The organism is Deltaproteobacteria bacterium, assembly GCA_026388415.1.
GTDB lineage: Bacteria > Desulfobacterota > Syntrophia > Syntrophales > JACQWR01 > JAPLJV01.
Genome location: JAPLJV010000006.1, coordinates 94,196 through 120,122 on the forward strand (window position 1 = coordinate 94,196; position 25,927 = coordinate 120,122).

Genomic DNA, 25,927 nt, shown 5'->3' on the forward strand with positions numbered 1-25,927 from the left:
ATAAACGGGATAAGTAAGTTTACGAAATTATTTTTGCGAGAAAAACGCAGAAAATAATTTCTAACTTACTAAATGTAGGGTGCGTTATTAACGCACCGAACACCTAAACAAGTTACGTGGGAAGATCATGCATGAATTAACTCTGAAACCGCAAATGGGCGTAGATGTCGGGCCGCTCCATTTCAAAAATCCCCTGCTGACCGCTTCCGGTACTTTTGGCTATGGCGCCGAGTATGCGCCCTTCGTGGATCTCAACCAGTTGGGCGCCCTGATTGTCAAGGGCTTGTCTCTTTCGCCCCGGGCCGGCAATCCCCCGCCCCGGATTATGGAGACGACGGGCGGTATGTTGAACGCCATCGGTCTGGAAAATGTGGGGGTAAAGGTTTTTATCGCCGAGAAACTTCCCTTTTTGCGGGATTTTGATGTCCCCGTCATCGCCAATATCTTTGGAGAAACGGTGGCGGAATATCAGCAAGTGGCGGCGCTACTGGACCGGGCGGAGGGGGTTTGCGCCCTGGAGCTCAACATTTCCTGCCCGAATGTGAAAAAAGGAGGGGTGGCCTTTGGCGCGGACCCCGATTTGGCAGCGGAGGTGACGCGTAAAGTCAAAGAGGTCACCGCTCTGCCGCTGATCGTCAAGCTGACGCCCAACGTAACCGATATTGCCCTGATTGCCGAAGCTGTCGAGGCGGCCGGCGCTGATGCCCTGTCGCTCATCAACACCATAACGGGGATGTCCGTGGATGCGGAGCGCCGGACGCCCCATCTGAAAAATATCACGGGCGGTCTGTCGGGACCCGCCATCAAGCCGATCGCGTTAAGGATGGTCTGGCAGGTGGTCAAGCGGGTTTCCATTCCCGTGATCGGCATCGGGGGAATAACGACGGCAAGCGACGTGATGGAGTTTCTGATCGTGGGGGCCAGGGCGGTGCAAGTAGGAACGGCCAATTTTGTCAACCCCTCCGCCGTGATGGATATTCTGGACGGGATAGAGGCATACCTCGCCAGGCATCGCCTCGCCGATATCGGCGATCTCATCGGGACACTGCAAGTAGATTGAGAAGAAACCGTCATTACTGACGACCTCGCCAAAAGTCGTCACACCGGTGAAAACCGGTGTCCAGCGCGCTTGTAACGCATTGAAATTTCTGGATTCCGGTGTTCCCCCGTCAAGCGAGGACTGAAAAGAGCACTGGAATGACAATTCTTGGGTATTTTCGACTTTTGCGAGACCGTCATTACTAAGGCGTCACAATCCGGGAAAAATCGGCAATCTGGCGGAAGATGGAGGAAATTGCCGCCAGCAGAGAGAGTCTGTTGAACCGTATTTTTTCATCTTCCGCCATCACGAGGACGGCGTCAAAAAAATTATCCACGGGCTGCCGCAGACGGGCGATTTCCCGCAATGCGGCAAGGTAATCCCCGCTTTCGATCAACAAGGCCACCTTTTCTTTTATCTCCAGATAGACGTTATACAGGTTCTGTTCCGCTTCGCTCTCAAATAGTCCCGGATCAACGGTCCCGCCTGGAAAGTCTTTGATGATGTTGCCGACCCTCTTAAAGGCGCTGGCCAGGGGTTCAAAACCGGCATCGTCTTTGAGAGTTGCCAAGGCTTCTATTTTATTGAGTGATTTAACCAGGTCGGTGGCATCTATGGAAAGAACGGAGTCCACCACATCGTAGGGGCGACCCTGCGAGATGAGCTGGTTGGCAAAGCGGGACTGGAAAAAAGCCAGAATATCGGCTTTAATCTCGTCCGCCGGTCTCTTCAACCTTTCCCCCCAGATGAGAAGACTTTTATCAATCAGCACGTCCAGCGGCAGCGGGTATTTCCTGGCCAGGATAATGTTGATGATGCCGAGGGACTGGCGGCGCAGGGCATAGGGATCGGCCGTCCCGGTCGGGATCAGATTGACGCCGAAAAAACCCGTAATGGAGACCATCTTGTCGGCGATGCTCGCCAGGGCGCCTTCCTCCGTTTCGGGCAGAGCGCCCGTGGCGCTGACCGGCAGATAATGTTCGTAAATTCCCTTGGCCACCAGCGGATCTTCGCCCGCCAGCAGGGCATATTCCCGTCCCATAACGCCCTGCAGCTCCGGGAATTCGCCGACCATCTGCGTGCTGAGGTCTGCCTTGGCCAGCGTCGCCACGCGTAAAACCCTATCTTTCAGAGCGGGGTTGAGCAGCAAGGCGAGCTCCCCGGCGAGGCTCCGGAAGCGCATGACCTTTTCATAGACCGTGCCCAGCAAGGTATGGAAGATCATGCCGTGCAAGTTTTCCAGACGTTCTTCGAGGGGGATTTTACCGTCTTCCTCAAAGAAGAACCGGGCGTCCGAGAGGCGGGCGCGGATTACCTTTTCGTTGCCCCGCCTTACGACGGCCACGTCGCGCGGCCTTGTATTGCTGACGGTCAGAAAATGATTAAGCAGGTTTCCCTGTCCATCGGTCAGCGGGAAATATTTTTGCTGCGTCATCATGGAGGTGATGAGGACCTCCTTGGGCAAAGCGAGGTAGGCGACGTCAAAACTGCCGCTGATCACGGTCGGATATTCCACGATATAGGTTATCGTATCCAGCAGGTCCTGATCGTAGAAAACCTTCCCGCCCAGTGATTGCGCCTCTTTCTCCGCGTCCGCCAGGATAATTCTGCGGCGTTCCTCCGGATCGGCGATTACGAAATTTTCCCGCGTGCCGGTGAGATAGTCGGCGAGACTGCTGACCTTAAACGGCGCCGGACTCAGGAAGCGATGACCGTAAGAGAGGTTGCCGCTTTGGATATTTTCCAATGCAAAGGGGATTGTTTCCCCGCCATAGAGGGCCAGCAGCCAGTGAATCGGCCGGGCGAAGCGCAGCTCAAAATCCGCCCAGCGCATGGATTTCCGGAAGGGCAGGGCAGCGATGAGGGCCGGGATGATTTGCGGGAGCAGGGTTTTGGTCTCGGCGCCGGTAATCTTCTTCCGGCTGACCAGGTATTCCCCTTTTTCGGTGACAATGGTTTCCAGCGCGGAAATTTCCACTCCCTGGCCGCGGGCAAAGCCTTGGGCAGCGGGAGTGGGATTGCCCTGGGCATCAAAGGCGGCTCTTTTAGCTGGTCCCAGCTTTTCTATGATCCGCTCCGACTGTTTTTCCGCGACCTCGGCGACGCAGAGAAAAAGCCGCCGTGGCGTCGCCATGGTGATTATCGCGCCGTGCGGGATCACTTGGGCCGCTAATTCCTTACGGATCATCTCCTCCAGGTCGCGTCTGGCCTGGGGTAAGAAAGCGGCTGGTATTTCTTCCGTGCCGATCTCCAGCAGTAGTTCCTTGCCCATTAACTATTCCTCATTTCTGGTCTTTTTTCAGCAGGGGATAACCCAGGGCTTCCCGCTGTTTAAGGTATGCCTCGGCGCTCAGACGGGCAATGTTCCTCACCCGGCCGATATAGCTGGTGCGCTCCGCGACACTGATGGCGCCGCGGGCGTTCAAAAGGTTGAAGGCATGCGAACACTTGAGACAGTAGTCATAGGCCGGCAGCACCAACCCCTGGGAAATTAGGCTGACGCCCTCTTTTTCATACATCTCGAAGAGTTTTCTCAAGGTCTCCACGTCCGCCTTCTCAAAGTTGTGGATGGAAAATTCCACCTCGCCCTGGTGGTGGACATCCCCGTAGGTGACCTGGTCGTTCCATTGCAGATCGTAAACGTTGTCAATGCCCTGGATGTACATGGCAATGCGCTCGATTCCATAGGTAAGTTCAGCGCTGACGGGTTTGAGATCAAAGCCGCCGACCTGCTGAAAGTAGGTGAACTGAGAGATTTCCATGCCGTCGAGCCAGACTTCCCATCCCAGCCCCCAGGCGCCCAGCGTGGGAGATTCCCAGTCATCCTCGACGAAACGGATATCGTGATCGAGCGGGTCAATGCCGAAACTCCGCAAAGAATCCAGATAAAGCTCCTGAATGTTCAAAGGCGAAGGCTTGATGATCACCTGATACTGGTAGTAGTGCTGGAGCCGGTTCGGGTTTTCGCCATAACGGCCGTCCGTGGGTCGCCGAGAAGGCTGCACGAAGGCCCCTCGCCACGGTTCCGGCCCCAGGGCGCGCAGAAAAGTGGCGGGATGAAAGGTGCCGGCCCCCACTTCCATATCGTAGGGCTGCTCGATGACACAACCCTGGCTGGCCCAGTATCCCTGCAAAGCGAAGATCAATTCCTGAAAGGTCACTTATTCCTCCTCAAGTATTCCATTTTAACGCTCATCCTGAGCCCGTCGAAGGATGAGACTTTTTGCGAGAGCGTCATTTCCGGGCTTCGTAACATGGGGCAAATCGCCTGTCAAGAAAGACGTCTCCTAAATGGTCAAGCCATCTCACCCGGTGCGTGACTTTGCGGAAATGCCTTGACTATTGCGCAATGAAATTCAGAAGATGAAGGAATCGAAGATGTTCACTGCTTGATTCCAGGCTGTCATTTTATTTAGCACAGGGTAGATTCTCTGCTTTCGTGATCAGGCGCTACAGGGTGCTGTTAGATGAACGCTATTTCTTCGTCGGTGATCCCATAACGTTATTGCAACCATCCCATTTTCATCCTTCGTTGTGTCCGCGCCGGGTATGGGGGTTATAATTGGAAAATTCTTTTGCCGCCGCAAATATTTCCTCAACACTCTTATCAGGCCACAAATCTCTCTGCCACTCAGTGTAATCGAAATTATCGCGCCGAATCAGTGTGATAAATTTTTCCGCCTCAACTACTCCAAGATGGTTGCGAAGCGCTTTCATGCCTTCCGTGCGGATCATCGTGTCTGCCCTCATAGTTTTCCCTCCAATATTTGTATGAAATCAATAGGATTAATGGTTCTTATTTCTTTTAAGGAAGATACTTTTTTTAGCAACTGTCTGTCCGTAGTAAGAAAGTAATCACAGTGAGCGAAGATTGCACTCGCGACATGAATCGCATCTTTTGGCTTAACTCGATATATCGCGGCAACATCCCTTGCACGCTCTAAAACGGCAATTTCGGCTGCTACATTTTCACAGGAAATTTGTTTCCATTCGGCAATTGATTCTTTCTGATTATTATACGGATTTGCATTATTTTCGAAATCCAGCATAAATGACCACACAAGTCCGATAGTTCCATTATGAATTTTTTCCTGCACAAAAAGCTTTGCTTCTGCTTCGAGGCGAATCGTTTCGTATACTTGCTCATCGTAGGGACGGTTAAAGCAGCAATTGTCAAGATAGATTTTCATCGGATCCACCCTCCTGTATTATCTTTTATTTCTCATTATCCCCGATTGCCGTTCGCGAAATACGGAAAGTGTCCCGCTGTTCCCGCACGCCGGTTTCATCGGCGTTGTGCTTGGTTGAAACTATGTTTGTAAGGTTTTTGTTATCTCAGTTACCGCCCATACCGATACTTCATTGATAATCTCATCTGTTACTACTGCCATATTAGCCTCGTCTTTCATTTTCAATGTTTTTACTTTCCAATTTTCACATTTTGGATGAGCTCTGGTATCCCAGTTTGTAAATTTAATAAATTCGTAGGAATACTGAACTGATAACTCAACCCTGGAATAAATGCAGACAATAAAAAGGACTAGTGGTTTGACGGATGTGTGTTTTGGCTCAAGAGAAATTTTTAGTATATTGTTCTCATTCTGGAAAGTGTAAGAAAATCCATCAACAATCATACGGGTTTTCCATATTGTCTCTAGTTGATATTCCGTGTTATCGGTGCCGCCATAAATATTTGAGTAGGCGGCCATTTTTGCAGCCTCTATAGCAGATCTTATTGGCTTCTTCGGCAATGGTTTGTATTCCTCTAACTCAAAAGACTCTTCTTTATATGTGGGTGTCGCGAAGAACTCTTTCCCTCTGTTTTCGTTCAACCAAACACCAATTCGCTGTGAATTTGGAATTGGATTTGGAGCGACATTTGACAAGACACCAATTTCAAAAATGCTTACAATATCCTTAGGCCAGTTTTGTTCCTGAAATTTGTCCCTTAATAAAGCCAGCCTTTTTATCACTGTTTCCTCATCGCAATATTCAGAATCCGCCTTACGTCTCACAAGCTCTAACAAAATATTTTCACTTTCTTTTGCTTCAGGTGGTATTCCGGATTCTTTTTCGTCGGGTTTTTCTTCCAGTCCGAAAGCCTTCAGTATTAATTTGTGAGTGTTATCAGTAATGAAACCAAATATTTCAATAAGATCGGCTTGCGAAATGAAAATCGGTTTTGGGAAACTGTGCGCATTGCAGTCATCGGCTATATATGCTGCTATGTCACGATAACGAATTTCTCCGGTATGATCCAACAAACCTGTGAATAAGCTCTCAGTAAACTTGCTGTATTCATGGCCAGCGAGTGACGGCTGATCGTCTCTTGAAGAAAACATGAAATAAATGTCATTTAGTTGATTGTCCTTAGCGGATTTTTCCAGCTCCTTTTTGGTATCCGATTCTGCTTTTATATATTGCGTCCCGCTGAAGCAGGCGTCTACAATTTTAACAAAGAGTTTTGGCTTTAATGTTCGAACCAGTCCGTCTAACTCAGAGTTTCTTAGTCCAGTTGACTCCTTTTTGGCCTCCTTGAAGTCCGGAAAGATATAGAAAAAGTCCTCTTCGTATCTTCCACCATGACCACTAAAATAGAAAAGAAGTTCGTCGACCTTTTCCGTTTTATGCTTTGATACAAAATCTGCTAACTTTTTTTTCGTTTCGTAAGCTTTTTCGCCTTTATTAATAAAAAGAACATCATCTATCTTGGCCACGTCAGAAAGCACGTTTTTAAACAGCTCTGCATCGTTCTTGCAGGCATCCAGATTTTCGAAGTCGTCGTACTGATATTCGGACACTCCAATTATGACAGCCAGTTTCATATGATCTCCTTTTTATTGTCCCAACGGAAAGCTCGCCGGGAGGCCCGTATTGGGGACGATCCGGTGGTGCGCCTTGTCGGGTGTTTGGTGTCATCTGCGTCGGGTGGGCAACACACCAATAGTCCTCCCCTCAGCGGCTTAACGACAACATGGGGGCGGCAATATCGATGCTGAACAGTATTGGGAGTGTCTGCATGGTCCATGTCATCCCCTCTGCCTGCTTGACGATGAGGTTAGTTTATCTTTTTCCGCTAAAATTCTCTTAGCATCTCTTAAATCAATCTTTGCATGGTGACCATGCTTTTCTAATAGATGCAATAAATTTGAACCGCTTAATAATGTAATCGGCTTGCCCTTTGCAAACTCATAAGCATCGGGGCCATAATCTGCTGTTGATACCAGTATGCCTTTTGTTGCTCCTTCATTTAATACTGTGCCATATAAATCACGAACAGCCGAAACACTCACTGTATTGGTATATCGCTTGGCTTGAATGACTATTTTACCACCACGAATAGGGTCTGGATCAAATGCAATAGCATCAACCCCGCCATCTCTACTTGCTTGAGTTACTTTTACTTCACCGCCATTTACTTGAAATTCCTGTTCAAACAATTCTCGGATCAAATGTTCAAAATCCTCCCAATCCATGGCGGCGAGATTTGTAGTATTATCAATCCCATTCGTAACATTATATCCATCCACAAATCGTTTATCCACCCTGCTCATCTGTAAAATCGGTTGAACTGGAGTCAAGCTGCTTAGTTTGCTACTGGCAACACCCTTTAGATATTTGAAACAAGCTTTAGGATCAACATTGGATAAATTAATTTTTAAAAACTCGTTCTTCTTTACCTGTATGGTCAGAATACAGTTAGTCTCTTCATTCCCACTCGCTTTATTAATGGACTTAACCCATCCGTTGAATGAAATTGCATCAATAGCCTCAACTGCATCAGCTTCAAATATTTCGTGTAATGATCGGAGTGTGATTTTATATGTGGCGTCATCAAACATTTTATTAAATTGGGACTCAGAAATATGATATTCCTTTAACTCATTGTTTGATGCAATGTATTTTACTTCTTTTTCTTTAGGAAAACGTTCTAACGAGGGCAATTCATATTCAATAATTAATATCTTATTCTCTGGATTGTACTCTAATTCAAAATTATTTAGGAATGTATCTGGATATTTAGAGCTATTTAGTATCATTTCGCAATATTGAATTATTGCATCTGTGTTTTTGTGAAAGTAACTTTCTTTGAGTTTCTCAATTTTGTCGTTAAACTCCTTTTGATTGTTGTTGTATGCTTCCTTCTCCCTTTCCCAATCTTTTTCGAGCGCGTCAATGCGTTCATTAATACGTTCATTAACTGTCTGGTTTTCTTCTTCACACTCTTTTAGTTTTTTTTCGTATTGCTCTTTAAGATTAGAGTTAAAAGAATTTGTTTCATCAACTGATTTTTGCCAAGCGGTTATTGCTTCTTGATACCAAGCGGTTATTGCTTCTTGATAACGTGCTTTATCTTGTATAAAATAAGATTCATCTTGTATAATAATCTGGCTTGGAATCAGCACACCTCTCCAGTTTCGAATTTCTTCAGGCTGTGTTGGTTTGTAAACTCCTTTTTCCGGCTTTTGGGGTAGCTCTCTAAAAGCTGGTGGTGCTGGTGGTGCCATTCTGCTAAGTCTTCTATTCAAAGAATATTTTGGATTCGGAACTTCAAATTCTTTCGTGTCTTTAAGTGAATCCCAGATTGACCCGTTATCATTCTCAATCGCGCAAATTAGCAAGTTATCAATTTGTTTTAGTTTTTCTTGCGCATCTCGTGTTCGTTCTTCTGCAATGTTTAAATTCGCTACCTTGTTAGCTTGCGATTTATTCTTGTGACCAATTTTAACCCACTGCTCATCCCACTTTTTGAATTGGGCAGCAACTTTATTGTCACGCCGTTCCTTCTCCATGTCCCTTATCTCACAGGAAGTCCCAAGGCCGAGATGGCCTATTTTAGCTACCCAAGGATCGCTCCACCCAGCACATCTGGTATCACTGTAGTGAAGGTTTTCAAAATTCTCTTTCATTGGCACAGCAGATAAACTATTCGCTGTTGTCTTAGTTTTTTCATCCATGGCTTAAACCTCCGCATACCAATAAATTCCAGAAACGCGAAAATGCATGTGTAATCGGGGGACATCCAGTTATTTTCGTAAACCAGTATGGATGTCACCAGATTTCCCACCGGAGCGGCCCCAGTGGATACGACCGGCTATAGCGGCTTGTTGGACACATTTGTGTTACTCAAATGTTTTGCTAAAAGCCTTCTTCAAATCCGTCTCAAGTTCCTCAATTTGCTTTCCGATGGAGTCGAGCTTGGCACTACATTCCTGGAAACCAGCCATAAGCTTGCCCATAACCTTAGCTTCTTGCCCGTACTTTACGCCTAGATACTGGAGTTCGTCAAATTCACGAACGATACGATGGCCCCTCGCGTAGATATTGTCTGGCAGTACTGCTCGCTGATTCGCAGGTAAATCCCTCTTTACGAGATCACCCAGGATATAGGGGAATTTTTCGAGGAAATCCTCGTGACCTACCTCGCCCCGAATGGCCGACATAATGAGCAAAGATGCGCGATTCTCGGCGTTACGTATAGGCTCGATCCACTCAAGCGCAGCACCAAGCGCCTCTCGTTTGAGACCCGTAAGTTTCTCTTGCCGTTCTCGCCGCCATTTCGAACGTTCAATGCCATATGCAGTAAGAGAAGAAATGAGCGCTCCAACGACTGCACCGAGCAAAGGCCCTGCAATCGATAACATCTTTGACAACAACTCTTCACTCATATGAGACCAGCTTCGTCCACTAGCATCAGGATGGCTGCTCCAGTGCTGTTTAGCGCATAAGCTGCGAGGTGTCGGGGCACTTTGCGTGTCTCGACTCCAGCACCATGAGCTTTGCTAAGCCGGTTCCGCAGAGTAGCCACAATCAGGAGGACCGCTTCGAAGTAGCTATCCAAGCTGGTGTGATCGAGAATCGTCTTGATTAACACTCCGGCCGTATCTGTTTGCTTGTACGGCCAGCCCTTTCTCTCGCAGATGACCTTCATCGTGCTCTCGAAGGCACTGCAGCATTTGGTAAGAGAGTCGCCGTAGTCACCCTTACGGAAATCATCGAGCGCCTCCAGATACTCAGAATTCACACCAACAAATTGAGCTGCGCGAAGCAGCGTCAAGGCGGGTTCCGTCACACCTCGATGCAGTGCCTCGTTGTCGCGGGCAATCACTCTGGGAAACTCGCGAGTCCTTGTCACGTCGACCTCACCCTCACCAAAGGGCGACAGTTCACGAGTCTGCTCCTTCACAAAGCCGGTCAAGTAATACGGCAAGTCATCAACCCGCAGTAGATCGTTGAGTTCGCTCACGGCCAGATCGTCTGGAAGGTGAATTCGCTGGAAGCACTCGACACGGAAGATGTACTCCAGAAAATCGAGGAATTCAGGAACACTGCAGCTGAGCAAGAATTTTACCGTGTCCTCAACTGGTAATTGCGGTCTGAAGTGGGAGTCCGAGAGCTGCACCCGCCCGTGTCTGTACTGCAGGGTTCGGTGAATCTCTGACCAGAACTCAGTTGTGTAGTCCTCATATCCGCCGTAGGACCTCTTATTGCTGAAGATGTCAGCACACCACAGGAAAACCCGATTACGCGTGGATTCAGGGACTTTGGCAGGCAAAACCTTTCTTGCACTGGGTCTGCGCGAAAAAACGTCGAATATATGACTCAAATTCATTGTCCCTCCAACATTTAGATCGGCATAGCCCAACGACTGGCATCAGCGGCGCGAGCGGCAGCCCGCGTCCGCCTGCATGCCATGGTTAGGCGCTTATCTCGCTTACATTTGTGGCATATTTTGTTCTTAATCAACTTTCGTTAGATTTCCCCTCACAGGTCTCCACTTGCTTGCGTAGACGCCTGAATTTCCAAATACGTACACAGCAACATACCTTTCCACAAGATCTTCCAATGTTCTGGCTTCTTGATCTATGTTGAGATGCGATTGAACATTGGCTTTCCCAGCATGGAGGAGCAAATTCCTAGTACGATTGTATTTCTTAAATGCCTTTATGTCAGCTTCCCAGCCTTCAATCTTTTCTGTCTGTGCAAAAGCCTCGAACCGGGAAATCAGCGTTGGAGCGAAACGAGACTCAATTCTATCAAGAAGAATCAGTAAATCATTCTTTTCAACATCATCTGAAGTGGCAACAAGATTTCTTAATGAGTTGATACTTTTTTTTGTTTCTTCGTCTATCTCATCTGATGAGCCAAGAATACACTCTAGTGGAATAAACAGATATAAAAATTTTGCTACGTGATCTCTTTCTCTCCAGGCACGGAGTAGCCACTGAAAAACTCGTGATACATCGGTCCGTCCTTTTTCATCAAGCCTACAAAATAATTCCAAGTGAGATTTGAGAGAATCTAATCCAAATTGTGTAAGAGTCACCGGTTCAAGGACTTCCGCGAAATCGCCTACAAAGTTACTTACTGGTACGGGGACGCTACCAATAAAAGAATTCTCAACAAGAGGCTTAAGTATGAACTGCCTATGGAATCTTAGGCCGACAAGTCCACAAATTGTATCAAGCACTTTTGTGTATGTTGGCTTTTCTTTTTCAACCTCATTCAAAAGATAATCTGTAGCCTTCTTTTCTTGTTTTGCCAGGCCCAAGCTTACTTCTTCAGTGACTGAAATGGATAAAGAGACTGCTATCTCCATGAAGCAGTTTGATTTGTAGTCAGGGATAGTTTTTAGCATATTGGTTTTTTTCCCTGGGATACAATATGGATCTGATGGTTCAAACGCTACAATTCCCATTGGCGGTTTGGGACCGATATAGAAGGACATTTCACCATTTCCCGTAATTGGAAAACTATGCTGTACTTCTGACATGCCTTGAATCCCGCAACCCAAAGCGTCGTATAGCCTTCTTAGTCCTATCCGTTCGATACCCATCTCATCCCTTAGTATCGCCTAACAATAATTAGATTGATCCATATAACACACCGAATTTTGGTTTCCTGTCCGCATAACACGCCATCAGAGCGATTACCAAAAACGCGATAAGCTCTTTATATTCATCTTGTTGCGCCCTATATCGCGGTTTATCACGGTATCTTATGCGGATCGGCATAATACAACCTCTTCGATTGGCGCAAAGCCCGTCCATCGGACTGCGAACACCCGCCGATTGGGTACATGGTCACATAACTACGGCGCGCTTCATATGTCAATGATTAGCTTTTTCATCATGCCCTCAGCCTGCCCGCGCAGGTCAGTTCAGCGCGCTGAACTAACTTAACATTATGATATAATTAATAAATAAGCTACGGTGCCGATCATTTCCCCGCTGAATTTTTACCCCCTTTGTCTGTCTCGGCAGCGGCTTTTTATTGCGCCATCGCGTCCAGTTTGCTGGTGATGGTCTGCTTCAGATTGTCCAGGGCATTGGCGAAGCTGTCCCGTTCCTCATGCGTCAGGATCGTGACGTCCAGGTCGCTGATCTTTTCCCCTATCGCGCCTACGGCATTGCAGGTGTTTTGGGCAACCGACAGCCGGGCGCCGATCCCGGTCTTTTTCTGGGGATTCAACCCTGCCTTGTATTTTTGGTAGGCCGTTACCATGCTGCGCGCTTGTTTCTTTTGGGCTATCCCGACGAGCACGCGTTTCGGTATGGCCGGATCTTTGCGGCAGTCATCCAAGACCTCCGGGGGTAGTTTGTTGATCGAGAGGGTGCTGGAAATCGTTGCTTTGGATTTGCTGAATTTCCTGGCCAGGTCATCCTGGGAGAAGCTGTGTTTCTTCATGAGGCGGTCCATCGCCTCGGCCTCCTCGACGGCCGTCAGATCTGAGCGCAGGATGTTTTCTACCAGAGAGATTTCGTCGTAGTTGGCGCTGTTTGTATAGAGGACGGCTATTTCCGTTAGTCCCGCCATCCGTGCGGCCGTGCAGCGCCGTTCGCCTGTTACGATGTATTTCAGGCCGCCTGCGTCTATCCGGAATGTGGGCGGCTGGATGATGCCGTGCTCTTTGATGGATTCCACCATCTCCGTCAGGGCCGCCGGGTCCAGGTACTTGCGCGGCTGATCGGAATCGGGCAGCAGATCGCTTAGGGCGATCAGGTAAAGTTGACCGGGGATGTAGGTTTCATTTGTCGCCATCGGAGGCTCCTCCTTCAAAACGAAAAAACCCCGCGATCCGGGAGGAACAACGGGGGTATGGGGTTGATTGACCTGTTCATGACTTCCCTTGGCCTTGGGTCTTCAGTTGAGGGGAACAGATTTAATTTGTTCCCTTTGCCTCCGATATGGCATGAGCCTTCGATTATGTCAATAAAATTTGCCCTTTGCTGACCCTCGTCGCGATGAAATCCCGGGGCATGATTTCCGTGGAGTCCTTTTGTCGGTGCGTAGGAAAAAAGAATCAAGGTTGACGATACGCCTCTCCAACAACCGGTGTGCGGGGTTGGCAATATTGTAATCGGGGGCAGATGGGGCTGGAGGCGGGGGCCAGTGCAATATCCACTTGAGATCCTTCGACAAGCTCAGGATGAGCGGGGGGATTGCATCCCCGGGGTAGGCGCCATAAAAAAGGCGCCCCCTTTGCAGAGGGCGCCTGGTTGGGTTCTACAGTTGTTCGCCTGATATCCTCATTCCATAGAAGGAACGATAGACGAAGACCAGGGCAATGAGAAAGAAGATGGAGGCCAGGGTTGTCTTCAAACCGATATAGCCTGCCTTCTGCATTTCCACGGCAATCTCCACGGCCAGCAAGCCAAACAGGGTCGTAAACTTGATAACCGGGTTCAGGGAAACCGATGACGTGTCCTTGAAGGGGTCGCCTACCGTATCACCGACCACCGTCGCCTCGTGCAGCGGGGTGTTCTTTTCCTTCAGATCCACTTCGACGATTTTCTTCGCATTGTCCCAGCACCCGCCGGCATTGGCCATAAAGATCGCCTGGAAGAGGCCGAAGAAGGCAATGGCAATCAGATAGCCGATGAAAAAGTAGGGATTGAAAAAGGACAGCGCGAGCGTCATAAAGAAGATGACCACAAAGATATTGATCATGCCCTTTTGTGCATAGATCGTACAGATCTTCACAACTTCCTTGCTGTCTTCAATCGAGGCGGTCGCGTCGGTCAGCTTGATATTGTCCTTGATAAAGACCACGGCCCGGTAAGCGCCGGTAACGACGGCCTGCGTTGACGCGCCGGTAAACCAGTAAACCACGCAGCCGCCCATGAGCAGACCGAGAATTATTTCCGGCTGCACCAGGCTTAGGTGCTCGACTACATTGCCGAAGACGCTCTGCAGCAGCATGATGATGCCGAATACCATTGTGGTGGCGCCGACGACCGCCGTGCCGATGAGGACCGGTTTGGCAGTGGCTTTAAATGTATTGCCGGCGCCGTCGGCCCCTTCGAGAATATCCTTGGAGTGTTCGAAATCCGGTTCAAAACCGAAATCTTTTTTAATAGCTTTCTTGATGTCCGGTATCTTCTCGATCATGGAAAGTTCATAGATTGACTGGGCATTATCCGATACGGGGCCAAAGCTATCCACGGCAATGGTAACTGGTCCCATGCCGAGAAATCCGAAGGCCACCAGGCCGAAGGCGAATACCGGCGCTGCAAACCTGAAGGCTTCGGGCATAATGGCCATGATGGCCGGGGTTGTCGAGACGAGATAGGCGACGAGCATCAGCACCAGGATGATCAGCCCTTCCCAGAAGGCGGAAAAATTTCCGGCTACAAAACCGGATAGGATAACTAAAGAAGCGCCGCCCTGGCGTCCCGAGTTGACCACTTCCTGACAGTGAATTGATTTCGTGCTGGTGAATATCTTGGTAAACTCAGGGATCAAGGCCCCGGCGATCGTGCCGCAACTGATGATCAGAGCGAGAGCCCACCAGAGTGAGGCAAATGTTGCCACGGGTTGAAGGTCGGAAAGCAGGATATAACTGGCGGCAAAGGTGACGATGATGGAGACGGCAGAGGTAAGCCAGACCAGGTTCGTCAGGGGTTGTTCCAGATCAAGCTCTTTTTTGCCGACATAAAGCGCGGCATTCAGGCTTTCATTGATGAAGTACGATGCCAGCGAGGTCAGGATCATGAGAATCCTCATGGCGAAGATCCAGACGATGAGCGTTCCTGCCATATAGGGATTAGCCGTCAGCGCCAGGGCCAGGAAGGCAATCAGGGCCACGCCGGTTACTCCGTATGTTTCAAAACCGTCAGCAGTCGGCCCGACGCTGTCGCCGGCATTGTCGCCCGTGCAGTCGGCGATGACGCCGGGATTTTTCGGATCATCCTCGGGAAGGTGAAAGACGATCTTCATCAGATCTGATCCGATGTCGGCAATCTTGGTGAAGATACCGCCGCAGATCCTCAGGGCGCTGGCGCCGAGAGATTCGCCAATGGCAAAGCCGACAAAGCAGGGTCCGGCCAGTTCCTTGGGCAGAAAGACCAGGATGCAGATCATGAAGAAAAGTTCCACGCTGACGAGTAAAAGCCCCACGCTCATACCGGAGCGCAGGCAGATGTTGACAATGTTGATCGGGGCGCCGCGCAGTGAGGCGAATGCTGCCCGGGAGTTAGCCACCGTGTTGATTCTGATACCAAACCAGGCCACACCGTAAGAACCGAGGATGCCCATGATGGAGCTGAACAGAATCATCAATACATTTTTTACGGGGGCGTTCTGCAGGCCGGCAAAATAGTAGATGATGCAAATGGCGATCAATATCCAGAGATAGGCCAGAAACTTTCCCTGCTGCGTCAGGTAGGTCTTGCATGTTTCCCAGATGGTAGCGGAAACGTCCAGCATGGATTTGTGCGCCGGCAGACTTTTGGTCTGTCTGTATTGCAGAACTCCGAACATCATGCCGATGACACAGATCACGAGGCCCCAGTAAAGGATACTGAGACCAGAGACTGATGAGCCCGCAATGTTGAAAACAACATTGGTCAGGTCAGGCAACTTGATGTCTGCTTCCCCGGCAAAAGCTGCCGAACTTAAAAAAATTACACTAAGTGCGGAAAAAAAAGATAAAAAACGATGTTTAATCATACTAACCTCCCTAAGTTAAATTATTGGACCTCATGTTGTAAATGCGCATCGCCGACTCTATGCCGTTTTCGACAATCTCTCCCGCCGCATCGCCAGCGACGGTAATAATATTGGGCAACTCTTTTTGTTCTTCCGCAGTAAAAGGGGAGAGTACGTAACTTTCTACCATCCTCTTACGGGCCGGTTTCCCGATACCGATCCTCACCCGGAAGAAATCGGAGCTCCCCAAATGCTCAATGATGGAAGCTAAACCCTTATGCCCGCCGCTACCGCCCCCTTTTTTTAAACGCACGGTCGGGAAGGGCAGGTCCAAGTCATCATGGATGACGAGCATATCTTCAATATCCGTCCTAAAATAAGCCAGCAGCTTTTCTACGGCCACACCACTTAAATTCATAAAGGTCTGTGGTTTGGCCAGGAAAACCGCTTCCTTGGCGATCCGCCCCTGGCCAAAAAAGGCATCGAAGCCTCGCCTCTGCAAGGAGATTCCGTACCGTCCGGCCAGATAATCAACGGTGAGAAATCCCAGGTTGTGCCTGTTCGCCTGATACTGCTCCCCGGGATTTCCCAGACCGACTATCAGCTTCACGGGCCATTCTCCCTGCGCAGGTCATAACCTATTTGGCCGGCTCCGTCTCTGAGGGGATTATTGCTTCAACCTCCTCTTCCGGCTTGATGATGGCCTTCGGGGCCGCTAAGGTGGCGACCACGGTATCGGCATGATCAAGAACGACGACGCCGTCCGAGGCAGCGAGGTCATGCACTTTAAATGAGTCGCCGATCTGCATGCCGCTTATATCCGCCGCCACAAACTCCGGACGCACTCCCGGCAGGCAGGAGACCTTCAATTCTCTCTTCAACAGATGCAATTCCCCACCATCGTCCACCCCTTTGGGTTTGCCTGAGAAATGGATGGGAATCTCGAAGGTAAACTTATGTTCCATATTAATTTCATAAAAATCGGCATGCACCAACCGTCGGCTTAAGGGCTCAATCTGCAGCTCTTTAAGCACGGCAAGTTTCTCAAATTTGTTATCCTGACCGGCGATCATCAATTTGATAAAGCCTTTTCCCTCTTTTTTCCGCAGACTCATAAGCTCGGCGACGTTTACATCCAGCAGGATCGCTTCCGTTCCCGGTCCATAAAATACGGCCGGTATCATGCCTTTTGATCTTAATCTGCGGGAGTGCCCTTTACCGGACGCTGCGCGGACAAGTGCATTTAATTCATTTGCTTCCATCTGTGCCTCCTAAACAAAAAGTGAACTTACCGATTCATTGTAAAAAATACGCTTCACCGCCTCGCTGAGTAATCCGGCGACGGAGAGTACGGTGATGCGCTTACAGGCCTTGGCATTTTCCTGCAAAGGAATCGTGTCCGTAACGATAACTTCTTTGATATTGGATCCTTGCAGTCGCTCGATAGCGGGGCCGGAAAGAACGGGATGGGTGCAACAAACGGAAACTTCTGTGGCGCCGGCTTCTTCCAGGGCCTGGGCGGCTTTAATAACCGTGCCGGCCGTATCAATCATATCGTCCAGGATTATGACGCGACACCCTTTGACCTCGCCGATAATGTTCATCACCTGGGCCTCATTAGGACCCTCCCGGCGTTTATCAATGATGGCCAGATTGGCGCCCAGTCGCGTCCCAAAGGCTCGGGCCCGCCCCACACCGCCCGTATCGGGAGAGACGAGGACCGTATTTTCCGGATAATTCTTTTTGAGATAATCTATTAGTACGGGTGTGGCAAAGAGGTTGTCCACCGGGATGTTAAAAAACCCTTGAATCTGACCGGCATGAAGGTCCATGGCTAAAACGCGGTTCGCTCCGGCCGTGGTGATGAGATCGGCAACGAGCTTGGCCGTGATCGGCGCCCGGGGGGCAACTTTCCGGTCCTGCCGCGCATATCCGTAGTAGGGTATCACAGCCGTAATGCGATCGGCCGAAGCCCTTTTCATGGCATCAATCATGATGAGGAGTTCCATGCAGGTTACATTTACGGGCGAACAGGTGGGCTGAATGATAAAGACATCCATGCCGCGCACGTTCTCGTCAATCTCCACCCTGGTTTCGCCGTCGCTGAACGTTGTCACGTTGGCCATGCCCAGCTTGACACCCAGGTTTTTCGCTATCTTGCCGGCCAGGAGGACATTTGCATTTCCGGAGAAAACCCTAATCTTTTCGAGCATGAAAATCCTTTCTATCTATGAATATGGCTGGGGCGGGAGGATTCGAACCTCCGAATGCAGGAACCAAAGTCCTGTGTCTTACCGCTTGACGACGCCCCAATTTTTATAAAATTATAAAACGTCTCATCAGATGGAATGGGCAAGATGAATCCACCATTTCCCGAAGCCTTGTGCCGTCAGCGCCTTTTCGGCATTCCGGGCCTGCTCCCCTGTCTCAAAAATCCCGAAGAGAGTCGGCCCGCTTCCCGACATCAATGCTCCGGACGCGCCGCCGCCGAGCAGTAACTGCTTTATCTGATTTAAAACGGGGTGACGAGCCAGCGTGACCTCTTCCAGGTCATTTTTCAGCCATCCGCTCATGTTATTACCCGTCCCTGTCTTAATCGAGGGGATGCTATAATTTATACTGTCCTTTGTCAATCTTAAATTAAGACTTTCATAAACCATCCGGGTGGAAACGGGGAAGCCGGGATTAACCAGCAGGAACCAAAGCGGTGGAATATTTTCCGCTGCCCGCAGGCAATCGCCAATACCCGTTGCCCAGGCGGTCTTCCCAAAGATAAAAAAAGGCACATCGGCGCCCAATGTCTTGCCAATTTTCATGAGCTCTTCCGGGCGGCAACTTTCGCCTGTCATTTCATTCAAAGTCATGAGGGTAGTGGCGGCGTTGGAACTGCCGCCGCCTAATCCTGCAGATAAGGGGATTTTCTTGCCGATAGTAATGGCAATGCCTTTTTTATACCCGATGGAAGAGAAATAGGCCCGTGCCGCCCGATAGACGATATTGTCGTCATCCTCAGGAAGGCCGCTGCCGGGACATTTTATGACTATACCAGTGGGGAGAGAAGAAAAGGTCATCTCATCATAAAGGCTTATCCTTTGCATCAGCGTGGCGATGTCGTGATACCCGTCCTCACGTTTCCGTAACACTGAAAGATGCAGATTGACCTTGGCCGGCGACAATTTTTTGAGCATTTCAAGCCGTTTCTTTCACATAGCGCATCCTCAGTTCGTAAAGCGCCCCTTCGATAAGGTTATTTTCATTTACGTCCCGGTTACCTGCCGTCTTGTCCTTTAACATAACCAGGGTGTCAATGATTTCCTTGGCGGCAATCAGATTTTTCTCCGCCTTGTTGGTGCTGGAGTCGGCAAAGTCGCCAAAGTGGAAAAGGGCGGTGGTGCTCAAAGAAACGATGAAGTTGTAAAAATTAATCTCCGGCAGATGACCCGTTTCCGGCCGGTCTTGTTCAGGAGGCGCAGTTGAGCTGTCTTGGGCCGGTTCGGCTGCCGGTTCGGCAACTTTTTCTACTGCCGGTCCTTCCTCGGCGCGCATCTCGCCGCCGTCACCAAAAATTCGTTTGTCTTTGACGACAAAGCCTTTTTTTTCTTCTTCTCCCATGGATGTTTCCTCCTTTTTTACTAAAAAGCGCAGCAAATAATCTCTAACTTACTATCGGGGCACCATGGTCCTTAACCGGGCGACCCGTTCCTCAATCGGGGGGTGGGTGCTGAAAAGGTTCATGAGCGATCTTCCCGAAAGGGGATTCACGATAAACATATGGGCCGTGGACGGGTTGGCGTCCATGGGGGCTGCTACGGCCGCCCGGGAAAGCTTCTCCAGCGCGCCGGCCAGGCCGTATGGTTTTCCGGAGATCTGCGCCCCTCCTGCATCGGCCAGGTATTCCCGGGAGCGGGAGATGGCCATCTGGATAATCGTGGCCGCAAGAGGCGCCAGGATGGCCATGGCTATCAGCCCCACGATTCCGCCGCCTTCGTCATCGCGATCGCGGTCTCCACCGCCGAAAATGGCCGCCCACTGCGCCATGTTGGCCAGCATGACGATGGCGCCCGCCAGGGTAGCGGCGATGGAACTGATCAGCATGTCCTTGTTTTTTATGTGGGCCAGTTCATGAGCGATAACCCCGGCCAGCTCCTCGCGATTCAGGATCCGGAGGAGACCCTCCGTAACCGCTACGACGGCGTGGTTTTCATCCCGCCCGGTGGCAAAGGCGTTGGGAGTATTTTCCGGGATGACATAAACCTTCGGCATGGGCAGGTTGGCCTGTAAGGTCAGATTCCTGACCAGCGTAAAAAGTTCCGGGGCCTGGCTGGGAGAAACTTCCTGGGCCCGGTACATGCGCAAGACAATCTTGTCGGAAAACCAGTAGCTGCCAAAGTTCATTACCAAGGCGACGATGAAGGCGATAACCATGCCCTGCTGACCGCCGAAATAGCCTCCGATCAGCATCAAGAGGCCCGTTAAGCCTCCCAGTAGAAGCGTTGTTTTTATCGTGTTCATTCTATCCCCCCTGTATAGTGAACAGTTATTGCCACCTTCCACTAACTGTTCAGCATTCTATTTCCTCAGTAAAATACTGCCATCCTGCAGATCCACCACAACGTGATCGCCTTCTCCGAAAGTTCCCTCCAGTATCTTCATGGCCAGGCTATCCAGGACAAGTTTCTGGAGGACTCTTTTCAGTGGTCGCGCGCCGTAAATCGCGCTGAAGCCCTGATCACCTATATAATTTTTAGCCTCCGGTGTCAATTCGATGGATAGCTTCCGCAAGGCGAGCCTTTTTTCAATCAAACCCATCTGGATGCCGATGATCCGGTGAATATCTGCCTTGCTCAGTGCCCTGAAGAAAATCATGTCGTCAATTCTGTTCAGGAATTCCGGCTTAAAGGTCGTCCGCATTAATTCCATGGTGCGGCTTCTTCTCTCTTCGTCATCCAGTTTCTGATTCTGGATAAATTGACCACCGATATTGGAGGTCATGATTACGATGCTGTTCTTGAAGTCCACTGTCCGGCCATGGCCGTCCGTCAACCGGCCGTCCTCAAGGATCTGCAAGAGAATGTTAAAGACATCGGGATGGGCCTTTTCTATTTCATCGAAGAGTAACACCGCATAAGGCCGACGCCGGACCGCCTCGGTGAGGTAACCGCCCTCATCGTATCCCACGTAACCGGGAGGCGCGCCAATGAGCCTCGCCACGGAATGTTTTTCCATGTATTCGGACATATCAATCCGCACCATGGCCTGTTCATTGTCGAACATGAATTCGGCCAGAGCGCGGGCCAGTTCCGTCTTGCCGACCCCCGTGGGCCCCAGAAAGATGAAAGAGCCGATCGGCCGGTTGGGATCCTGGAGACCGGACCTTGACCGGCGCAGGGCGTTCGAAACGGCAGTAATGCCTTCGTCCTGTCCGATGACCCGGAGTTTCAATCTTTCTTCCATCTGGATGAGCTTCTGGATGTCGCCCTCCAGCATGCGTGCAACAGGAATGCCCGTCCAGTTGGCGATGACCTCGGCCACGTCTTCCGCATCCACCTCTTCCTTGAGCATCTTTTTGTTTTTTTGCGTTTGTCCGAGCCGGGCCTGTTCTTTTTCCAGTTCCTTGTTCAGTTCCACCAGTTTTCCATAACGGATTTCGGCTGCCTTGGCCAGGTCGCCCGCCCGCTGGGCATTTATTTCTTCCGCCTTGTAATTTTCTATGCGGCTCCTGATGTCCTGAATCCCTTTGATAACTTCTTTTTCACTGTTCCACTGCAATTTCATGCCGTCCATTTCTTCCCTGATCTCGGCAAGTTCCCGGTCAATTTTATCGCGTCGCTCGACGGAAGTCCGGTCAGTTTCCTTCTTTAAAGACTGGCGTTCGATCTCCAACTGGATGGCCTTTCGTTCCAATACGTCTATTTCCTGCGGCAGGCTGTCCAATTCTATCCGGAGGTGCGAGGCGGCCTCATCAATCAGGTCTACCGCCTTGTCGGGGAGAAACCGGTCGCTGATGTAACGCTGGGAGAGGGTCGCAGCGGCGATAATGGCCTGATCCTTTATCTGGACGCCGTGATGCAGCTCGTAACGTTCCTTGAGGCCCCTCAAGATGGCGATGGTATCTTCCACCGTTGGCTCTCTGACGAAGATGGGCTGAAAACGACGCTCCAGGGCCGGATCTTTTTCAATATACTTGCGATATTCGTTCAGGGTGGTCGCGCCTACGCAGCGGAGCTCCCCCCTCGCCAGAGAGGGTTTCAGCATGTTCGAGGCGTCCATGGAGCCCTCGGCCGCACCGGCTCCCACGACCGTATGGATTTCGTCTATGAAGAGGATTATTTCCCCCTGCGAGGCCGTTACTTCCTTGAGGACCGCCTTCAGACGTTCCTCGAATTCCCCCCGGTATTTGGCGCCGGCCACGAGAGCGCCGATATCGAGACCGATCACCGTCTTTCCTTTGAGGCTTTCCGGCACATCGCCATTGATGATGCGCTGCGCCAATCCTTCCACGATGGCCGTCTTGCCGACACCGGGTTCGCCGATCAGCACGGGATTGTTCTTGGTGCGGCGGGAAAGCACCTGCATAATCCTTCTTATTTCCTCATCCCGGCCAATCACGGGGTCGAAGGCCCCCTTCCGGGCCAGTTCGTTAAAGTCTCGGGCGTACCTTTTCAACGCCTGGTATTTTTCCTCGGGGTTCGGATCGGTAATGCGCTGGTTGCCACGGATTTCCACAAGGATCTGAAAAATCTTATCCTTTGTCACGCCGGCGTTACGGAGGATAGTAGCGGCTGCGCCGTCCTTTTCTTCCGTAATGGCTATTAAAACGTGCTCGGCGCTAACGTATTCATCGGTCAGACGCGCCGCCTCGGCAATGGCGGATTCAAGCACTTTATTCAGACGCGGTGTAAGGGATGGTTGCGCCCCCTCCACCTGGGGCAGCCTGCCCAGAGTTTTTTCCAGTTCTGCGGCAATCTGTCCTGTCTCGGCGCCTAATTTTTTCAAGATGGCGCCGACGATGCCCTCCGGTTGCGCCAGAAAAGTCAGCAGCAGGTGCTCCACGTCCAGCGTCGGATGACGGTATTTACTGGCTGAGGTCTGGGCTTCCTGCAAAGCCTCCTGAACCTTCAAGGTGAATTTATCGAATCTCATCATGCCCTCCTATAGACCATAAGACAATAATTGTGTTGCCATTGCCACGAGTAAACTAAACACATTGACCAGGTATGTCAAGACGAGGGCAGGAAGATGAGTATAGTGGAGCGTTGAATACTAAATATTGACGAAGAGGTAGAATCAAGAACAGAAAATGAATAGAATGATTGGGATGTAATTAATCTGGGAAGTGTCCCCCATTTTTTTCCCGATTTTCCCGATTTTCTTACGCGTGGTTGTTGATGAATTCGTAAATTGCCTGTTGGGTGCAAACTTCATAGTATTTTCTTGATGTTGGACCTATTACATCCATGGTGCCTGGTTTGACTTCAAGAATGGGGGCTTCGCGAATCACCAGAAGCTGATAATTTCCGCTTAATGTCGGCACCTTTCCGGTATAAAGTGTGACTGTTTCATTATTTTCTGCCGGATACTCGATGCTTTTCAGGTTGATTTCTCTGGAGAGCTTGGCAAAACCCTCCGGGTCAAGTTCAATCCCATTGACGTTGTATCGCAGAGAAAGGTTATCTGCCGTAGCCTCGATGTCTTCATCCCGAACATTCTGGAATACAAACAGATTAAACATCCTCTCCTGATTCTTGAAAAGCTTGCGTAACTTCTTGTCGCAGCTGGACAGGCGATCGGCAAGATTGATGGCATGGGAAATCATGATCCTGGAATCTCCATCGAATAGATAGGCCGGAGGGCTCTGCTTGTAACAGATACCGATTCCCAGTTCGAGAATCGGCAGGTCATGCTTTTGATTTTTATCATTATATCGCTGCACTATCTGAAGCATGCTGACCGCCAGTCCGCATGCCCGGGCCACGCTATACCAGCCCTGCGCAGTGTCTTCGTTTTCGAAGATTGACAGAATAATCGCATCTCCTTCGATAAATTCCTTGGACGCATTATAGTCACCGATAAGTTCGGAGATCGGATCAAAAAAGTTAAGACTGAAATAAGATGCCGGGTTGAGCCCCCGAGTTATCATCGTGTGCGTGACATCCATCGAGCCGCGAATGTCCGCTTTGATAATGACGTGACTGATGACGGGCTTTTCTTCCCTGACCCGTTCCTCCGGAAGCGGAAACTCATACAATAAACGATTTTTCTTCGACAATAATAATATTTTTTCATCCCTTACAAGGTTGATGGCGTCCATGGCCTGTTTCAGGAGTCGGCCATTTTCACGATCCCTGTGATACCGGGAAAAATCCTTGAGAAAACTCAACAGATGTTCCTTCTTTTTTCGAGAGAAACTGCGATTTATCCGGCGAACCGATTCATGAAGCTGTGCAAGGGAAAAGTTATTGCCGTTAGATGATTTCCGGCGCTTCAGTTCTCGAACAATGGGCTTTCTCGACCCTGGTTTTACAAGATATTCCCTGATCTGCAACGGTCGCAGAGGGGGGCAGTAGCTGCGGTATACGTCTTTCATTTCATATGCTGCCACGACAAGTTTTAACAATCGGGATTTCTTGAATTCCTTATAAAATAGCTGTAGGATTCCTTCCTGGATTTCCAGCCGCGATTTCAATCCGAGAATAATATTTGTTGGCTCTTTCCTCCCCTTAGCCTTTTTATACTGTTCCTTAGAATCAAAACAGTTGAACATCAGGTCTATATTGTCGCTTTCCATTAACCAGGGATCCAACGCATTGCCATCAGCGGATAGAATATCCGCTTCCCCTGTTCCGCTGTTTTCATTTTCACGGTCGGTAGTGTTCTCCCGCCCTAAATCCATTTTGCTCAACAGGTCATAGATGATCGTTTTAAGATTGCCGTAATTATCGGGCTCATCGGATCGCTGGCCCAAGAGCACATATGCATCCACAAGAAGAAATTCGTCTGCAACGTTATCGGTATGGAGTGTCGGATTGATGAAAAAGTTGTCCGGGAGAATGTACTCGGAAGGGAAATTCGACTCCCGGATATTTTTCAGATTCTTGGCGTGAACATCAGCCATTACCTGAAACAGTTCTTCTCCCACCAGTCGAACAATCCGTTTCTGATTGTGCTTGATTTCAATCAGTTTCTCCTTCATTTTTAACCATTCATACTGGTCATATTGTCGAGATAATTCAAAGGTTCTGATGAGGATTTCAAATTTCGTTATCAATTTTCGATATTCGCTTTGGATTTCTTCAAGAAACATTTTTGCAAGAGAAAACTGTCCCAGGAAATCGATTTGCACTTCAGACTCTGATTTGGCCCTGTTTATTCCCTCCAGCAAGACATTTGTGCAAACATGCTTTAACGCAAGTTTTTCATTTTCACGGCGTTCTTTTTTATCGTCCTCGAAAAAGTTATCAGAGCGGCTATGTTTAATCATTGAAGCAGATACCGCCCGTTTGACGACGGTGTGAACCTGAGGACTGATGTGGACATCGAAATGGATGCTGTCTACCCCGAAAACAAGCCTGTTCAAAGAAAAATTGATTAGATAACGTTTAAGGGGGAGCTGTTTGAGGCTCGGCGGTTTTGAAAAGAAACTGAGAAAAAAACTTATCATGGCATTATTGTCGGCGGCTGAGATATTGTTTTTTATTTGTACAATGGTTGTAATTCCCTGATGCGATCACAGCTACAATTATTGAATCGGATAATGGACGCGATTATAATAGTATGATCTTGAAAAATCAAGGCCGGTCGGATATTTTGTCGCCGATTTTATTGGTCTGCACACTCAGACTTGGTAAAGATGCGGAAAGGCCCGTCGGAAACGGTCGCAGCGGTTTCCCGTCGGGCCTTTTCTTCCTTCTCCCCGGGGATCGTCCCCGCCCCCTCAGGATCACCGCCTCTCACCCC

At 49.6% G+C, this 25,927-nt stretch carries 20 protein-coding genes and 1 tRNA gene; 1 reads left to right on the forward strand and 20 read right to left on the reverse strand.

Translation table 11 applies throughout. The features are described from left to right. Positions 1–127: 127 nt before the first annotated feature. The gene (locus NT140_01605; protein ID MCX5830585.1) at positions 128–1,060 is read left to right on the forward strand and encodes a dihydroorotate dehydrogenase; all 933 of its coding nucleotides are present in this window, start codon (positions 128–130) and stop codon (positions 1,058–1,060) included. A gap of 181 nt (positions 1,061–1,241) precedes the next feature. On the opposite strand, the gene glyS is transcribed toward NT140_01605, so the two are convergent. The 20 genes from glyS to NT140_01705 all read right to left on the reverse strand — a co-directional run bounded on the left by glyS (position 1,242) and on the right by NT140_01705 (position 25,451). Continuing rightward, positions 1,242–3,311, reverse strand: coding sequence for a glycine--tRNA ligase subunit beta (gene glyS, locus NT140_01610; GenBank protein ID MCX5830586.1), 2,070 nt, complete (start codon positions 3,309–3,311; stop codon positions 1,242–1,244). A gap of 10 nt (positions 3,312–3,321) precedes the next feature. After that, the gene (gene glyQ / locus NT140_01615) at positions 3,322–4,200 is read right to left on the reverse strand and encodes a glycine--tRNA ligase subunit alpha (GenBank protein MCX5830587.1); all 879 of its coding nucleotides are present in this window, start codon (positions 4,198–4,200) and stop codon (positions 3,322–3,324) included. A 361-nt stretch (positions 4,201–4,561) separates the two neighbouring features. Then, positions 4,562–4,789: a hypothetical protein gene (locus tag NT140_01620; GenBank protein ID MCX5830588.1), complete on the reverse strand. Its 228-nt coding sequence runs from the start codon at positions 4,787–4,789 to the stop codon at positions 4,562–4,564. Beyond that, positions 4,786–5,229 (reverse strand): PIN domain protein, encoded by a 444-nt coding sequence (locus NT140_01625; protein MCX5830589.1) that lies wholly within the window; start codon positions 5,227–5,229, stop codon positions 4,786–4,788. Before NT140_01625 ends, NT140_01620 begins: the two co-directional genes overlap by 4 nt. A 120-nt stretch (positions 5,230–5,349) precedes the next feature. Next, positions 5,350–6,864 (reverse strand): caspase family protein, encoded by a 1,515-nt coding sequence (locus tag NT140_01630; GenBank protein ID MCX5830590.1) that lies wholly within the window; start codon positions 6,862–6,864, stop codon positions 5,350–5,352. A 204-nt stretch (positions 6,865–7,068) separates the two neighbouring features. Next, positions 7,069–8,997, reverse strand: coding sequence for a restriction endonuclease (locus tag NT140_01635; protein ID MCX5830591.1), 1,929 nt, complete (start codon positions 8,995–8,997; stop codon positions 7,069–7,071). 165 nt (positions 8,998–9,162) lie between these two features. Further along, positions 9,163–9,708: a hypothetical protein gene (locus tag NT140_01640; protein MCX5830592.1), complete on the reverse strand. Its 546-nt coding sequence runs from the start codon at positions 9,706–9,708 to the stop codon at positions 9,163–9,165. Continuing rightward, positions 9,705–10,652 (reverse strand): hypothetical protein, encoded by a 948-nt coding sequence (locus NT140_01645; protein ID MCX5830593.1) that lies wholly within the window; start codon positions 10,650–10,652, stop codon positions 9,705–9,707. Before NT140_01645 ends, NT140_01640 begins: the two co-directional genes overlap by 4 nt. 126 nt (positions 10,653–10,778) lie before the next feature. Beyond that, positions 10,779–11,813 carry a hypothetical protein gene (locus tag NT140_01650; protein MCX5830594.1) on the reverse strand — a complete coding sequence of 345 codons (1,035 nt, stop codon included), beginning with the start codon at positions 11,811–11,813 and terminating at the stop codon, positions 10,779–10,781. Positions 11,814–12,310: 497 nt separating this feature from the next. After that, on the reverse strand, positions 12,311–13,081 hold the full coding sequence (locus NT140_01655) for a ParB/RepB/Spo0J family partition protein (protein ID MCX5830595.1): 771 nt from the start codon (positions 13,079–13,081) through the stop codon (positions 12,311–12,313). 465 nt (positions 13,082–13,546) lie between these two features. Then, on the reverse strand, positions 13,547–15,991 hold the full coding sequence (locus NT140_01660) for a sodium-translocating pyrophosphatase (GenBank protein MCX5830596.1): 2,445 nt from the start codon (positions 15,989–15,991) through the stop codon (positions 13,547–13,549). 10 nt (positions 15,992–16,001) lie between these two features. Beyond that, the gene (gene pth / locus NT140_01665) at positions 16,002–16,580 is read right to left on the reverse strand and encodes an aminoacyl-tRNA hydrolase (GenBank protein ID MCX5830597.1); all 579 of its coding nucleotides are present in this window, start codon (positions 16,578–16,580) and stop codon (positions 16,002–16,004) included. 28 nt (positions 16,581–16,608) lie between these two features. Next, positions 16,609–17,232: a 50S ribosomal protein L25 gene (locus tag NT140_01670; GenBank protein MCX5830598.1), complete on the reverse strand. Its 624-nt coding sequence runs from the start codon at positions 17,230–17,232 to the stop codon at positions 16,609–16,611. A 9-nt stretch (positions 17,233–17,241) separates the two neighbouring features. After that, a complete protein-coding gene (locus tag NT140_01675; protein MCX5830599.1) occupies positions 17,242–18,183 on the reverse strand; it encodes a ribose-phosphate pyrophosphokinase in 942 nt (313 codons plus the stop codon). A gap of 24 nt (positions 18,184–18,207) precedes the next feature. After that, positions 18,208–18,282, reverse strand: a tRNA-Gln gene (locus NT140_01680). A gap of 27 nt (positions 18,283–18,309) precedes the next feature. Continuing rightward, complete coding sequence (ispE, locus tag NT140_01685; protein ID MCX5830600.1) at positions 18,310–19,158, reverse strand: 4-(cytidine 5'-diphospho)-2-C-methyl-D-erythritol kinase; 849 nt, start codon at positions 19,156–19,158, stop codon at positions 18,310–18,312. A gap of 1 nt (position 19,159) precedes the next feature. Then, complete coding sequence (locus NT140_01690) at positions 19,160–19,582, reverse strand: DUF1844 domain-containing protein (protein ID MCX5830601.1); 423 nt, start codon at positions 19,580–19,582, stop codon at positions 19,160–19,162. A 51-nt stretch (positions 19,583–19,633) separates the two neighbouring features. Further along, a complete protein-coding gene (htpX, locus tag NT140_01695) occupies positions 19,634–20,482 on the reverse strand; it encodes a zinc metalloprotease HtpX (protein ID MCX5830602.1) in 849 nt (282 codons plus the stop codon). 57 nt (positions 20,483–20,539) lie between these two features. Continuing rightward, on the reverse strand, positions 20,540–23,113 hold the full coding sequence (clpB, locus tag NT140_01700) for an ATP-dependent chaperone ClpB (GenBank protein MCX5830603.1): 2,574 nt from the start codon (positions 23,111–23,113) through the stop codon (positions 20,540–20,542). Positions 23,114–23,342: 229 nt separating this feature from the next. Then, positions 23,343–25,451, reverse strand: a complete 2,109-nt coding sequence (locus NT140_01705; protein MCX5830604.1) for a hypothetical protein — start codon at positions 25,449–25,451, stop codon at positions 23,343–23,345. Positions 25,452–25,927: the final 476 nt, after the last annotated feature.